We start from the raw sequence: 14543 nt of genomic DNA on the forward strand, positions 1-14543 counted from the left end.
TAAAAAATGTATTATGACTACTAAATATCAAATTAATGACGATATAATAATTCGCACTCCTATTTTTCCTTTTAATAGAGTCAGTAATGACGCAGAACTTCTAAAATTTATTGAGAATAACTTTTTCTTAGAAGCAATTTACATTGCATCTCCAATATTATATGAAGAAATTGTGAAATTAAAAAAAGGTATACTGAATGAAACAAAAAGAGATCAAGTTTTGAATAGTTTATATAGGTATGCTATAAGAATGAATTCAAGAAGTACACCCTTTGGTCTATTTTCTACAGTATCAATTGCTAACTGGAGTAAGGAAACTTTAACACCATTTTTGCCAAATAATTTTTATAGACATACAAGAATTGACATGAATTTATTAGTTGTCTTAGTTGAGGAACTTGAAAAAGTTCCAGAAATTAGAGAACAATTAATTTATTACCCCAATAATAGTATTTATGAGAAAAATAATGAATTTCGATATATTGAATATCATTATAATTCAGATAATATAAAGAAGTTTAAGATGTCAAGTGTAGCTATTAATAGTTATTTACATGAAATATATTGTTTAGCAAAGGGGGGGATAACTATAACAAAATTAGCAGAAAGGATTACTGATGATAATTTAACAATAGATGTTGCTAATGATTTGATTGCATTAATGATTGAATCTCAAGTCCTAGTTTCTGAGTTTATTCCACGCTTGACATCTAATGATACGTATTTAAATCAGGTTATTAATATAGTAGAACAAATAACAAAAAAATCTGATAGCCTCAATGTTGAATTAGTACTTCAAAAGTTAAAGAAAATTCAAGAAAAACTTAATATATTAGATTTACACCCCGAAAATTCAGTTGATATTTATAAAAATATTATTAATGATTTATATGAATTTATACCCAAAATAGATCATAGTAAAGTGTTTCATGTAGATGGATTTCGTAAGAGTGTTTCAAGTGTATTATCTTCATATAAGAGTAAAATATCAGAGATAATAAATGTGATTTTAGCAATAAATAAAAATTCTGTAAAAACTAATAAAAATATAGAAAATTTCAGATATAAATTTATTGAGCGATATGATAGTCAGGCAATACCACTTGTTGATGCTTTAGATGAGGACTTTGGAATAGGTTACCCTATAAATGTATTATCTCGAACAAACACTTTAATTGAAAAATTACACTTTAATGGAGAAAAACAAAGGACTATTGATATTAATTTAAATGTAAGAGAAAAATGGTTGTTAGATGTACTTAATGTCATAGAAAGTAAAGGGAGTGATCAAATTAATTTAGAAGATTATATAAAGGAATCAGATCTCAAGCAAATCAATACTTATGATATGCCACCCTCTTTTTGTTTTATGTTTCGTCTTTTTAATGATAATATTTTATTTGAATCTACTTTTGGTACTTCAGCAGCTTCAATGATGAGTCGTTTTAGTTATGGTAATCAGGATGTCAAAAGAGCTACTCATCAAATTGTTGAAAAAGAAGAAAAGTTATTAAAGGAGGGTGCTATTATGGTAGATATTGTTCATATGCCTGATAATAGAATGGCAAATGTTATAGCTCATCCATTATTTAGAAAGTATGAAATGCCTTATTTAGGAGGAGGGGCTGTTAACAATCAAAATACTATAAATATTGAGGATATTTTTATTAAGGTAATAAATAATAAAATAGTTTTATTCTCAAAAAAACTTAATAAAATAATTATACCAACTAAAACGAATGTACATAATCATTTTAATATGTCGTTACCTTTATATCAATTTTGGGGTGATTTATCTTCGGATTACTTTAACAAAGATATAGAGTTTCATTGGGGAAATATAAATGCTATGAGGACTTATTTACCAAGGGTTTTATTTAAAGGATCTATAATAATGCCTGCAACTTGGAATTTAAGAACCGAAGAATTAATAAATTTATCAAAACTAAATGATGATGAATTGTTGATTAAAATAAATGGCTTACAAAAAACATTAAATTTACCACAACGTATATTATTTTCAGAATTTGATAATGAACTTGTTGTTGATTTTTCAGATATAAGATCAATACGAATATGGTTACACCTTGTAAAACATAAACAGATTATTACTGTAAAGGAGTTTCTATGGGGTAATAAAGGGGAGTTTTTAAATCAATATGTAGCTAATATATCTAGCCAAGAAATAAAAGATTATTCATTTTGTTTAAATGAATTTGAAAGTAGTATAGGAACTTCTCAAGTAATTCAAAGAGATTATTCTCCTGGTGATAAATGGTTATACTATAAAATTTATTGTAATATGATATCTTTTGATGAAGTTCTAATTGATATTATATCACCATTATTAACTTCCTTTATCAAGAAAGGTTATATTAAAAGTTTCTTTTTTATAAAGTACTATGATACAGACTATCATATTCGCCTTCGACTAGAGTTAATAGATAACTCATTTTATGGCGAAATGATTGAATTATTTCATAATGAACTTCAAAAGTCGACAAAAAAATCGTTAATTCATGATTTACAAATAGCGACTTATCAAAGAGAAGTTGAAAGATATGGTTCCATTTCAATGGAAATTTGTGAAAATTATTTTTACATAGATAGCTTTTTTTGTATTCACTTACTAAAAAAATTAGAAAAAATAAAAAAAAATAAGCTTAAAAGTCTTGTAGGTTTAGTATTAATTAATAAAACATTAGAAGGATTCAAGTTTACTTTAGATGATAAAATTAATTATGTTAATACAGCTAAAACTCGATATCAAACGGAATTTAATGTAGATAAAAATACCTTTTCTTCATTGAATCAAAATTATAGAAAAGATAAAGATCTTGTATTTGAGGTATTAAGTGAAAATTTCGCAATAAACCAATTAGATAATATTATTGATCAAAAAGAAATTAAGTTACAGCCAATAATAGATTCTCTATTGAATCTAGAAAAAAATAATAAATTGGAGGTTAGTAAATTTCAACTAATTTCTAGTCTTATTCATATGACTTTAAATAGATTTATATCTCAAGATGAAAGAATACAAGAATATATTTTATATGAATATCTTTTTAAGTATTATAAGTATCAAAAACATTGTTTAGAAAATAAACTTGAAGCTATATAAAGTTGTTAAAATATTTAATCTCAAATGAATATAAAGCTGAATCCCTTTTTAAACTAACGGGCAGTTATTAATAGACAAATTATTAAACTTAACAACAACACATTCGAAATGTTAAAGAGATTTCCATTTTTTAAACAATTAGACGCAATGGACTGTGGTCCTGCATCTCTTAAAATAATATCAAAGTATTATGGTAAAAATTTTTCAATGAAATATTTGAGAGATAAATGTAACATAACTAGAGAAGGAGTTTCATTGTTGTCAATAAGTAAAACCTCAGAAAGTTTAGGGTTTAAAACTCTTGGATTAAAAACTACTTTTGAAGATTTAAAAGATAAATTACTTTTACCTTGTATTATTCATTGGGAATACAAACATTTTGTCGTTGTTTATAAAATAACATTAAAAAAAATTTATATTTCAGACCCACAATTAGGATTAGTTACCTACAATATTAAAGAATTTTGTAAAGGGTGGAAAAGAAATGAAGAACGGGGTATAGTATTAACATTAGAGCCAACATCTGAGTTTTTCAAACAGGATCCAATAGAAACAACATCCAATATAAATAAATATTGGAGATATTTAAAACCGTATAAGTTTTTAATATTTCAATCTTTTTTAGGAATGATAGTAAGTGTAGTCATTTCTCTATTTTTTCCAATGATATCACAATCGATTATTGATATTGGAATTTTTACAAATGACCTAGATTTTATAAACATATTATTAGTTGCAAGTTTAGTATTGACTTTAAGTTCTGTTATTTCTGAGTATTTTCAAAATCGGTTGATGTTATATATTGGAGATAAGACTAATATTAGCATGGTTTCTGATTTTATTTCAAAGTTACTAAAGCTCCCACTTAAATTTTTTGAAAAAAAAATGGTTAGTGATGTTTTATCTAGAATAAGAGATCACGTCCGTATTCAAAATTTTATTATTGAATCTTTACTTGGATTAAGTATTTCAGTTTTAAGCATTATAATTTATGGAATTATACTGTTTTTTTATGATACTACTTTATTAGCGGTATTTTTTATCGCAACAATTTTATACATAAGTTGGGTAGCTTTATTTTTATCAAAAAGGAGAATGCTTGATTACAAACAATTTGATGCAAATATTGAAAATCAATCAGAAATATTAGAGATATTTAATTCAATTGAGGATATTAAAATTAATAATATTCAACAAAAAAAAAAGTGGGATTGGGAAAAAAGTAGATTAGATATTTATATTTTAAACTTAAAAGCTCTTAATCTTAATGAATTACAGAGAATAGGGACTGTAATTATAGATCGTGTTAAAAACATTGTGTTAACATTTATTGCAGCAAAATCGGTAATGACAGGAGAGATGTCCTTGGGAATGATGTTGTCAGTACAATATATTATAGGACAATTAAATGGACCAGTAGGAAGAATACTCAGCTTTATTCAAAATTTTCAAGAAGCAAAAATTAGTATGGAGCGTGTAAGTGAAATCAACTTTGAAGAAGAAGAAGAAAAAGTTTTTGAAGGAATAGAAATGCCTATTCCCAATGAATCACCAATAAATTTAGTGGATGCAAGTTTTAAATATATTCCTAATGGACCATACATATTGAATAATATAAATTTAACAATTCCATATGGTAAAGTTACGGCAATTGTAGGATGTAGTGGTAGTGGTAAAAGTACTTTACTTAAAATATTATTGCGTTTTTATGAACTCACTTCTGGCTCTATCAATATTGGGAATACAGAACTAAAATCAGTAAATATTGAAAAGTGGAGAAGTTTATGTGGTTCAGTTCTTCAAGATGGTAAGATATTTTCTGGTACCATTTTAGAAAATATAATCTTAACAGAAGAAAATATTAACATAGAAAGATTAAATTACGCAATAAAATCTTCAAATATATTGGAAATGATTGAGACATTTCCTTTGAAGCTTTATACTGTAATTGGTGAATCTGGACAAAACATTAGCGGAGGTCAAAAACAAAGAATTTTAATAGCAAGGAGCTTATATAAAAACCCAAGTTATTTATTTTTAGATGAGGCGACAAATTCTTTAGATGCAAAAAATGAAAAAGAAATTAGTGATAACATTTTACAATTTACATTAGGGAGAACATCAGTAATAGTAGCTCATCGTTTAAGTACCATTATGAATGCAGATCAAATTGTAGTATTAGATAAAGGGGAAGTTATTGAATTGGGAACTCATTCTGAACTTCTTCAAAGTCAAGGGAAGTATTATGAATTAGTTAAAGATCAAGTATTTGAAGAAAATATAAATATCATTTAAATAATGCTATAGTTTATTTATGTTAGTTAGCTTCTATTTAAATGATATTTATATTAAAAAATAATGATCCCATTTCGAATAAATTATAGTTATTTTCTATTTATTAAATAATACTATTTAATTTTTATAAAACGTCAACTTTCTAAAAAATGCAAAATCTTGAAATAAGAGATGAATTATATCGTAATATTCATAAAGTAAAACCTTCTTGGTGGATGAATTGGGGAATAAGTATAATAGTATTATTCTTGATAATTATTGTGACATTAAGTAATTTTATTCGATATTCGGATACTGTGATAGCAGAAGTGAGATTTATGTCTGTTTCTCCATCGGTTACAATTCCTTCTAAGGTAAGCACTTCAATATATAATATCAATGTAAAGGATAAGGGACATGTAAAAAAAGGGGACATTTTACTTTCATTTCAAAATAATGCAATTACAAAAGATATTTTAGAAGTAAAACATAATTTAAGAAGTATAAAAAAACAAAATTATTCCTCTTTTTATTTTCAAGAATTAAATAAAAATTATGAGTTAGGTGATATTCAAATGAAATGTGATGAGTTATTAGATGCTTTATATGAATATATTGAAATTGTTGAATATAATAAATTTGATAATAAAATCAAAAATATTAAAAAAGAAAAGAAAATATTAGAAACAAAACAAACTTATCTAAAAAATCTTACCGATTTAAATAGTGATTTGAATTTAATACTTAATCAAGAAAAAGATATTGATTCTGTTTTATATACTAAAGAAGTAATAAGTTCATCAAAGTTGCATAAAACTTTGAAAGATTATATTAATAATCAAAAAACATTTGAAAATCATTATTTATCTCTAAATCAAAATAATTTAGAATTATATAGACTAAATAATTCTATTGAAGAATTACAAGAATCAAAAAGAGATAATATACATAGAATTGAATTGAAGATACAAAAATGCATAAACCAAATATTAATATTAATAAAGTCATGGGAAGATAAGTTCTTAATCATCGCTCCAATAAATGGGACACTAAATTACTTGCAACCATTAAATAAAAATTTATTCATTCAAAATGAGAGTATGTTATTTACAATTACACCTTCAATAACAGAACATTTTGCTCAACTTAAAATACCGTTTATTGGTGCAGGAAAGATAATTAAAGGTCAAAAAGTAAATATTAAGATAAATGATTACCCATATCATGAATATGGCGTTTTAATAGGACATATTGATAAAATTGCAAATGTAGCAAATGAAAATCATTATATAGGACAAGTAAGTCTAGAAAACTATCCATATACTAATTATATGAAAAAAATTGATATTCATGAAAATTCAACAGCTATTGCTGAAATAATTGTCTCAAAAAGAAGTTTGTTGGAGCGTATTTTTGAGAAAATTATATATGTATTTAATTAACATGAAATTTAAAGAATACTAATACTTTGTAGTGAAATATAATGATTAAGGTAGATTTTATTAACATAATGAATTATAAAAATATAATCATATCAATGATAATGCATTTTTCAACTTTTACATATGCACAAGAAAATGTATTAAAGAAAAAATGGTCATTGAGTGAATGTATTAATTATTCAATACAGAATAACATTGATATTCAGATTCAAGGGTTAAAATCTCAATCTAATCAATTAGATATAAAGCAATATAATAATGAGAGGTTATTTAGTCTAAACGGTTTGTTTAATAATTCTCAGAATTATGGTCGTTATTTAGACCCTTTTAATAATTCTTTTTCTGATCAAAGAACGTTGAATTCTAATTTATCTTTGAATGCTGAAATTGTACTTTATGCTGGTAACTATTTAAATAATAAAATTTTAATTTCAAAATTAGGTCTGCAATCCAGTATATTGAATAATAAAAAATTAGAAAATGATATCATATTATTAATTACTACTTTATATTTAGAGATTTTATATCAAAAGGATTTAATAAATTTAGCTAAAGAGCAATTAGAAATGAGTCAAAATCAATTAGGTATAGTCGAAGATTTGATAATATTAGGTAAGCAACCTAAAGAAGATTTATATAAAATTAAATCTCAAGTGATAAATGATAAAATAAATCTTAATAATCAAAAAAATACTTTAAAAAATAACTTATTAAATCTTTCTAATATTATGAATATTGAGAATAAACTTTTATTTGATATTCAGGAAATTGATGAAATACCACATAGTGAATATACGTCTAAAAATATAGAGGATATTTATGTTGAATCTTTAAAATCAATGCCAGAAATTAAGGCTCAGGAATATAATATTCGGGCATCAGAGGTTTTTCAAAAAAATCAAAGAGTGAAAGCATTACCAATGGTTTCTTTAGGAGCCAATATTTATACTGGATATTCATCTTCAAGAACACATATTGAAGGTGAATATCCCTATTTCGATCAATTTATTGATAATTATAATGGATCAATTACTTTGAATGTACAGATACCAATTTTCAATAAATTTCAAACTACAACAGATAATCAAAAAGCAAAAATAAATTATACGGAATCTAAATTAACTCTTATAAAATTAAAAAATAATTTATTTGAAAATTTACAAAAAGCTTATAATGATGTCATAATAGCTAGGTCTTCTCATGAAGATACTGAGGAAGTAGTTATTTTATCTACGAAAATATATAAATTTACCGAGGAAAAATATTATTCTGGAGTCAATAATATACTTGAATTAGATATTGCAAAATTAGCTTTACTAAAAGCACGTTTGAACTTTTTGCAATCTAAATACACCCTTGTCTTAAAAATTAAATTATTATGCAGGAAAAGAGGTTCTATCGCATTGATTATTGAAATCTTTTTTCTTCTTAATTTTCTCTATTTTCATTAAGCAGCTAAGTTTTTGAAAGCTTCAAAATTAGACGTACCATTTCTCTCAGAAAGTTGATCCTTCTGAATCATTCTCACCGTTTCTATTCCTGAAATTGTATGTTTAGCAGATTCAAAACTTTTAAAACCAAGCATAGGTTTGACTCGTTTTTTGATAAATCTATGATCTTGTTCTATCCGATTATTAAGGTACTTACTACATCGTTTTTCAATCGGGGGTTTACCTTTTGATGTATATTCTTCATTGAGGTGATCTAATGCTGAAATATTAGACCCGCTCTTATCTATACTTATTTTTAAAGGTGCACCATTACCGCCTATTGCTTTTCGTAAAAATGACAATGCTGCCTTCTTATCACGGTTTTTCGATAAATAAAAGTCTATGATATTCCCTTCTTTATCCACTGCTCTATGTAAATACATCCATACGTCTTGGACTTTGATATACGTTTCATCCCAATACCAACTACCGCCAACACATTGCTTACGTTTTCTCATCTGATCAGATAATAAAGAAGAATAATTTTCTACCCAACATTGAACACTTGAATGATCTACAGAGATATTACGAATAGATAGTAACTCTTCGATATCTCGATAGCTTAAACTAAGATAGACGGCGTGTAAAATGATTTCTTTAGGGAAACTTTGGCCTTTAAAACTGATAAATGAAGATGACTGCATAAGTCAAAGATAATCATTTCATCCAAAATAGGAATCTTTGCGACAGAACCAAAATAATGCTATTTTAAGGTATGAAAAAGATCAGGTTAATCGTTTTAATCGGTTAGATAGTAAGCATAAAAATACACTCAAAAAATTAGTTGAAATGCAAGATTCTATTATTAATAAGACCTATTTAACAGCACAAGAATCTCATTCAATCCTTAAAAAAATAGACAATACAGATAGCTTAATCTTCAACTTAAATAAGGCTACTAAAGGTATTGATTTACGGATAAATGATGTTGAAAAAAGTATTGAAACTGATCTGGGAGCAAAAGTAGATTCAAATACATCATTCTTAAAAAAAGAGATGCAAGTACTCAAAGAAATCATGACCGTTAGAAATACCCAAATGCAAGAACAATATAAAAGGAATGTACTCTATAAATTCTCTCCGTATCAACCTTCTGATTCTATAACAGTTAGAGAGGTATTTGAAATTTTAGAATTGAATTAAAAAATAGAATTTGATATTATTCAATCAGAATCTGTCAATTATTACTCTACAATAACACGTTTATTAAAGTGTAGATAGAATAATAGTAGTATAGATAGTAGTTATATAGAAAAGAGCTTTCCAATGGAGTGCTCTTTTTTTTATGACGAAAATTTAATGTAAACACCTGCTGATCATTAGTTTATAATTGAATTTTAAAATAGGGAATACCTAAACTTAAAAAATAGAATTTGATACTATTCAATCAGAATCTGTCAATTATTACTCTACAATAACACGTTTATTAAAGTGTAGATAGAATAATAGTAGTATAGATAGTAGTTATATAGAAAAGAGCTTTCCAATGGAGTGCTCTTTTTTTTATGATAAAAATTTAATCTAAACACCTGATGATCATCCTTTTAAAAGGATACGTGTTTCAAGTTTGTTACTTAACAAAATATTAAGGGATAATTAAGTAACCTTAAATATGTTACACCGTTACATATTGTATAAATAAAGACATTAAGTAAATATAGATTGATAGTAAAAAATTAAAATATGATACTATTCAATCAAATATTGCAAGCATACCCACTATAATAACCCGTTTAACTAAGTGTAGATAGAATAATAGTAGTATAGATAGTAGTTAAAAAAGAGCTTTCCATTGGAGTGCTCTTTTTTTTGTTATAAGAGAGAGAAAATAAATTCATTTAAGAATAGGGTATGTAACATGTTTTTACGCTTTACTAGATATAAATTAAAATGTAAAGTAAATATGAAAAAACCTAATTACAATTCTAGTATTACTTAGTTTTTTATTCTCCTGTTCTGAGAGAAAGAAAAATGAGGAGCCTAGATCCCCTTATCAACCTGTGAAAATTGGAGATGTCGTTCAAAATTCTAATAATGAGGTTTTTAGAATTACTGGTTCAGACGCCGGAAGTATTAATATCATAAATAGAGTTGGTGATGATCAACACTTTGGTACTGCATTTCCTGATGGTCTTGGTACATACACTGTACAATACCATACTAAAGTCAGTTCTTGTACAGAGACTTTTCCCGATGAAAGAATGATTATTAATGTAGATATTTCAGGAAATGTAATACTCCTTCCAAATATTTGTAATTAATATCATTTTAAAGTTACATCTCTAAATAATTGAGATATAAAAACCCGTTTCCAAAATATGGAAACGGGTAAAACACTAATTGATGCTAATAAATCATCTATAATTTGGGTAAAGAATATATTTCTTATTCATTTTTAAAAGGTTATAGTTAATTAACGGGTTTCTACTTTTATGTTTTACCTGATTAATCTCAATGTGTTCCTAATAAAAGCCATATTTTATTATGTTATTTATATAATTAATATTATGTTAAATACAAACAATAAAAAGTAAACTACATAAAAAAATATCTTAATCAATACTTCTATTATAACTAAGATCATATAGGAAATTAAAATACTTTTGATGCTGAATTCTTTTTTAGGAATCATCCATTTCTGAAACCAGTAAAACTTTATCTACACCTTGTAATGCTACATCAAATTCTTCCCTACTGTTATAATTTTCCTTTCCAATTTCTTAAATCAACGCTTTTGTGAAAACTGTATTAGCTGTCCACCTGCCGAAGTAACTCCAATTTTCACAAATTTTATTTATTTATTTTATAGGATGAAATACTATTCTTTATCAATGGAATTCTAATTATAAAACCAAGACCTACAACAACTGCATAAATAATCCATGTTTTATCAAGTAATAAAATGTGTAGAAGGCTCAATATAATTGCGACATAGGCCATTCTCTGTAACTTCTTCCAATTTGATTTTAATCGAAACATTGATTTTCGATTTGATGTAATTAATAAGGGCACAAGGATAAGTGTAGCTATAAACCCAGCTATATAATTTATCTCTGTAAATGTCTCTAAAAACCCCTCTTTGATAATAAAAATTACAAAGTGAAGAATACTCCAAAGTGCGGTTGCAATTCCCATTGCTTGCCTGACAAAGAGGTTAGAAACACCAAAAAGAATATAGAACGGGGTCAAAGTTAATACCGCTGTCATCCATCTAATAGCAAATTCACCAGATATATGATATAACATTTCTACATTATTATTTCCTTTAATAAAGGCAAAATTTGATATAGGAATTAGGGGTAGTAACGCCAAGATAGCGACTATAATCCAACCATAGTTTTTCTTTATAAATTTCATAATTAGTTTCTTTTTGGCTCTTCTAATTCGTAAGCATAAGACAGATAATAATTTCTTGCGGGAGCATTGATTTGCTGTGCCGCAAGTCCCCTTAAACACTTCACTTTTAATTGAACTACTGCTTTTCTATGATAATTAATTTGTAAAAGGTAATCCGATAATTGTAGTCCCCATTGAAAACTCTCCTCATTAATTGTTTTTTTGAGTACTTCAAAAAGCCTTTCTTCTCCACCAGCCAAAGTGATAATATTTTCTGCTTCTTCTTTTAAAGCCAGTGGATATAAATCCGTTGGATTACCATCAAACCAACCTACATAATGTGTAAAAATGGAACGAACACCCCAAGGCACACTTCCATAAAACTCTTGTAAATTTGGTCTATTTTTTAAAGTATTTGGAAGTTGAACGGCTTCAACGGTTTGTTCAAGAGTATACCCTTTATTCATACATTCAATGGTTTTATCATATACAAAAGTAATGGCCTTACCGTAGTTACGTAAATTTTCATGTACAGTCTTTTTACCAGAAAGAGGTCGAGTGTGCCCAGGAATTAAATAGTCTGCAGGGTAATTACTCATCTCATTTATAGCTATCCCCCAAGCCTGAACATCTCTATATCTAGAGCCTCGAATGGCATATAAGTTAGGGAAAGCATTGTAATAATTATCGCCTACAAAAAGTGCTTCTTCTGAGGGTACCCAAACAAATAATCCATCATTTGTTTCACCATTTACCGCATACAATTGTAGGTCAACTTCTGCAAAAGATACGCTGAGAGAATCATTAAAAGTAAGGTTTGGTTTGATATACCCTTTGCCTACTCTGTCTTTTGATGTTACTCCTGCCGTTACACCTCTATTAATAATATCTTGTAATGGTAAATCTCTCCCAAACTGTCTCGCATTTCTTTTTTGTAAAATAGGTTTTACAGGAGAGTTTTCTTGTAGTTCTTCTTTAAAGCCTGTCCTAGCAATAATTTTAACGCTTTTATTATTTCCAATAAATGCAGAAGCCCCACCAGTATGATCTTGATGACCATGTGTATAGATCAATGCCTTTACAGGTTTACTAGTTATTTCTCTAAATTTTTTGGCTACTTTTTCAGCCGCACCAAGTGCTCTGAGTGCATCGACTATTATCACACCATCTTCACCAATAATCATTGAAGTATTCGACCCATCGTAACCTACAGCTACATAAATATTTTCATTTAATTGAATAATATCAGGTGTAAATTCTTTGGATTGATTCTTTAACTTTGTGATGTTTGGATGCTCTTTAAGTTTCGTATTAGATGTGCTTTGAACAGTATCACAGCCGCTAATCATCATTATAACGAATAGTAAAATTGATAGGATAGAACTCTTTCTTTGGTCAATTAGGTTGGTTGTCATATTGGTAATTAAATGATAATTATTGTTTTGCTTTCAGTTGCTTCAATTCTTCTTCAAGAGCTTCTGATTTCTCTTTAAATTTCATCATTGCTTTTTTTAGCTTAACAATTTTCTGTTCTAACTCACTGCTTTGTAATGATTCATATTGAATCACACCATCATTATCTTTGATTTTTGATGTACCACCACAAGTAGGGCAAGATTGTACTTTACTCATAATAATTTCTTTTTTTACAAAGATCTCTATTATGAATAAAATAGTAAAGGTAAATCAGTTGCTAAAAATGGTAAATATGAAACATATTCTTATTAAAACTTAATTAAATTATCATTTATAAAAATAGTAACGAAAGCACCACATAGTTTATAAAAAAAGAAATGAGATTACTTTACCTATATTCTTTAGGCGTAATTCCTGTGTGCTTCTTAAAAAATTTCGTGAAGTTAGTAACTTCATCAAACCCCATCATATAAGCAACCTCTTTGAGTGGAAAATTAGAAGTTAATAATGTCCTTTTTACTTCTAGTAAAACATATTCATCTATAAATGATTTAGCCGTAGTAGAAGTGTAATTTTTTACAATATAATTCAAATGTTTTGACGAAATAGAAAGCATTTGTGCATAATCTTTCACATTTCTAGTTTTTGAATACTCATTATTTACAAGCTCTCTAAAATCAGAAAAAAGTAAATAATATTTTTTGTTCTCTCCAATAAGATTGGTTGAGTGTACATCTCTTTCTAAACGCAGTAAATATATCTCCAAAATCTTCGCTAATAGGTCTAATTTGAGATATGCATTTTCTTCTTCTATTTCCTTCTTGATTTGTCTAATAAAGAAATCATTAAATGATACATCTTTAACTACAGGAAAAGACAAGTGATAGTTATAAAAATGAGAAATGGCATAAATGGAAGAAGAAGAAAAATACTTTAACAGAAAATCTTCTGTAAAAACAATGCAATATCCTTCATAATGAAGCTCTTCCGTAAAAGCATGAATTTGCCCTTTTGCAACTTTTAAAACACTCCCTTTTTTAAGTTTGTATTCGGTAAGGTCTACCTGATGTGTCCCATATCCTTCTGTAATTACAAATAGGATAAAAAATTGAATTCGATGTAACTTCTTCGGATTATGTCCGGTGGTATTTTTCAATCTATCGAACAGTACAGAAAAAGGAATAATTTCAAATCCTTTTTCAAATTTATCTGTTTTGAATGATATGTTGGGTATTTTTTCCAAAAGCTAATTTTTTAAAGTTCAATCTACATGAAATTTTCACTTTTCTAAAAAACGAATACACAAAAAAAGGAGAACTCAACAAGCTCTCCTTTTACTTTTCATTATTCTAAGTACTTTTAAAGTACTTACTTTACCTAATACTAACTATTTACCTTCGTTCTACGATCAAACTTTACTTTTATTATCCTTCTATCTAACAGTTTATGCAAAAGACACTA

11 protein-coding genes are annotated in these 14543 nt (G+C 26.9%); 6 read left to right on the plus strand and 5 right to left on the minus strand.

Annotated elements, in window-relative coordinates:
* The first annotated feature begins 13 nt into the window (after nucleotides 1-13).
* The 4 genes from EI427_RS16415 (at nucleotide 14) to EI427_RS16430 (ending at nucleotide 8291) form a co-directional block, all read left to right on the plus strand.
* The gene (locus tag EI427_RS16415) at nucleotides 14-3124 is read left to right on the plus strand and encodes a lantibiotic dehydratase (protein WP_126616760.1); all 3111 of its coding nucleotides are present in this window, start codon (nucleotides 14-16) and stop codon (nucleotides 3122-3124) included.
* A gap of 108 nt (nucleotides 3125-3232) precedes the next feature.
* On the plus strand, nucleotides 3233-5419 hold the full coding sequence (locus tag EI427_RS16420) for a peptidase domain-containing ABC transporter (RefSeq protein WP_126616762.1): 2187 nt from the start codon (nucleotides 3233-3235) through the stop codon (nucleotides 5417-5419).
* A 149-nt stretch (nucleotides 5420-5568) separates the two neighbouring features.
* The gene (locus EI427_RS16425; RefSeq protein WP_126616764.1) at nucleotides 5569-6840 is read left to right on the plus strand and encodes an HlyD family efflux transporter periplasmic adaptor subunit; all 1272 of its coding nucleotides are present in this window, start codon (nucleotides 5569-5571) and stop codon (nucleotides 6838-6840) included.
* A 68-nt stretch (nucleotides 6841-6908) separates the two neighbouring features.
* A complete protein-coding gene (locus EI427_RS16430; protein WP_170178511.1) occupies nucleotides 6909-8291 on the plus strand; it encodes a TolC family protein in 1383 nt (460 codons plus the stop codon).
* Here the strand turns inward: EI427_RS16430 and EI427_RS16435 are convergent.
* Nucleotides 8288-8974 (minus strand): IS6 family transposase, encoded by a 687-nt coding sequence (locus tag EI427_RS16435; RefSeq protein ID WP_126616768.1) that lies wholly within the window; start codon nucleotides 8972-8974, stop codon nucleotides 8288-8290. The genes EI427_RS16430 and EI427_RS16435 overlap by 4 nt on opposite strands.
* Before the next feature lie 37 nt (nucleotides 8975-9011).
* Between EI427_RS16435 and EI427_RS16440 the strand changes: the two genes are divergently transcribed.
* A complete protein-coding gene (locus EI427_RS16440) occupies nucleotides 9012-9473 on the plus strand; it encodes a hypothetical protein (protein WP_126616770.1) in 462 nt (153 codons plus the stop codon).
* A gap of 857 nt (nucleotides 9474-10330) precedes the next feature.
* Nucleotides 10331-10591: a hypothetical protein gene (locus tag EI427_RS16445; RefSeq protein ID WP_126616772.1), complete on the plus strand. Its 261-nt coding sequence runs from the start codon at nucleotides 10331-10333 to the stop codon at nucleotides 10589-10591.
* Between the two features lie 529 nt (nucleotides 10592-11120).
* Here EI427_RS16445 and EI427_RS16450 read toward each other — a convergent pair.
* The 4 genes from EI427_RS16450 to EI427_RS16465 form a co-directional block, all read right to left on the minus strand.
* Nucleotides 11121-11687 (minus strand): ferric reductase-like transmembrane domain-containing protein, encoded by a 567-nt coding sequence (locus EI427_RS16450; protein WP_126616774.1) that lies wholly within the window; start codon nucleotides 11685-11687, stop codon nucleotides 11121-11123.
* A 2-nt stretch (nucleotides 11688-11689) separates the two neighbouring features.
* Nucleotides 11690-13081, minus strand: coding sequence for an alkyl/aryl-sulfatase (locus EI427_RS16455; protein ID WP_240655321.1), 1392 nt, complete (start codon nucleotides 13079-13081; stop codon nucleotides 11690-11692).
* A gap of 19 nt (nucleotides 13082-13100) precedes the next feature.
* The gene (locus EI427_RS16460; RefSeq protein ID WP_126616776.1) at nucleotides 13101-13298 is read right to left on the minus strand and encodes a hypothetical protein; all 198 of its coding nucleotides are present in this window, start codon (nucleotides 13296-13298) and stop codon (nucleotides 13101-13103) included.
* Nucleotides 13299-13470: 172 nt separating this feature from the next.
* The gene (locus EI427_RS16465) at nucleotides 13471-14325 is read right to left on the minus strand and encodes a helix-turn-helix domain-containing protein (RefSeq protein WP_126616778.1); all 855 of its coding nucleotides are present in this window, start codon (nucleotides 14323-14325) and stop codon (nucleotides 13471-13473) included.
* Nucleotides 14326-14543: the final 218 nt, after the last annotated feature.

The organism is Flammeovirga pectinis, from assembly GCF_003970675.1.
Lineage (GTDB): Bacteria > Bacteroidota > Bacteroidia > Cytophagales > Flammeovirgaceae > Flammeovirga > Flammeovirga pectinis.

Coding starts and splice junctions, on each gene's coding strand:
- EI427_RS16415 (WP_126616760.1), top strand. CDS start 14: ATGACTACTAAATATCAAATTAATGACGATATAATAATTCGCACTCCT.
- EI427_RS16420 (WP_126616762.1), top strand. CDS start 3,233: ATGTTAAAGAGATTTCCATTTTTTAAACAATTAGACGCAATGGACTGT.
- EI427_RS16425 (WP_126616764.1), top strand. CDS start 5,569: ATGCAAAATCTTGAAATAAGAGATGAATTATATCGTAATATTCATAAA.
- EI427_RS16430 (WP_170178511.1), top strand. CDS start 6,909: ATGAATTATAAAAATATAATCATATCAATGATAATGCATTTTTCAACT.
- EI427_RS16435 (WP_126616768.1), bottom strand. CDS start 8,974: ATGCAGTCATCTTCATTTATCAGTTTTAAAGGCCAAAGTTTCCCTAAA.
- EI427_RS16450 (WP_126616774.1), bottom strand. CDS start 11,687: ATGAAATTTATAAAGAAAAACTATGGTTGGATTATAGTCGCTATCTTG.
- EI427_RS16455 (WP_240655321.1), bottom strand. CDS start 13,081: ATGACAACCAACCTAATTGACCAAAGAAAGAGTTCTATCCTATCAATT.
- EI427_RS16460 (WP_126616776.1), bottom strand. CDS start 13,298: ATGAGTAAAGTACAATCTTGCCCTACTTGTGGTGGTACATCAAAAATC.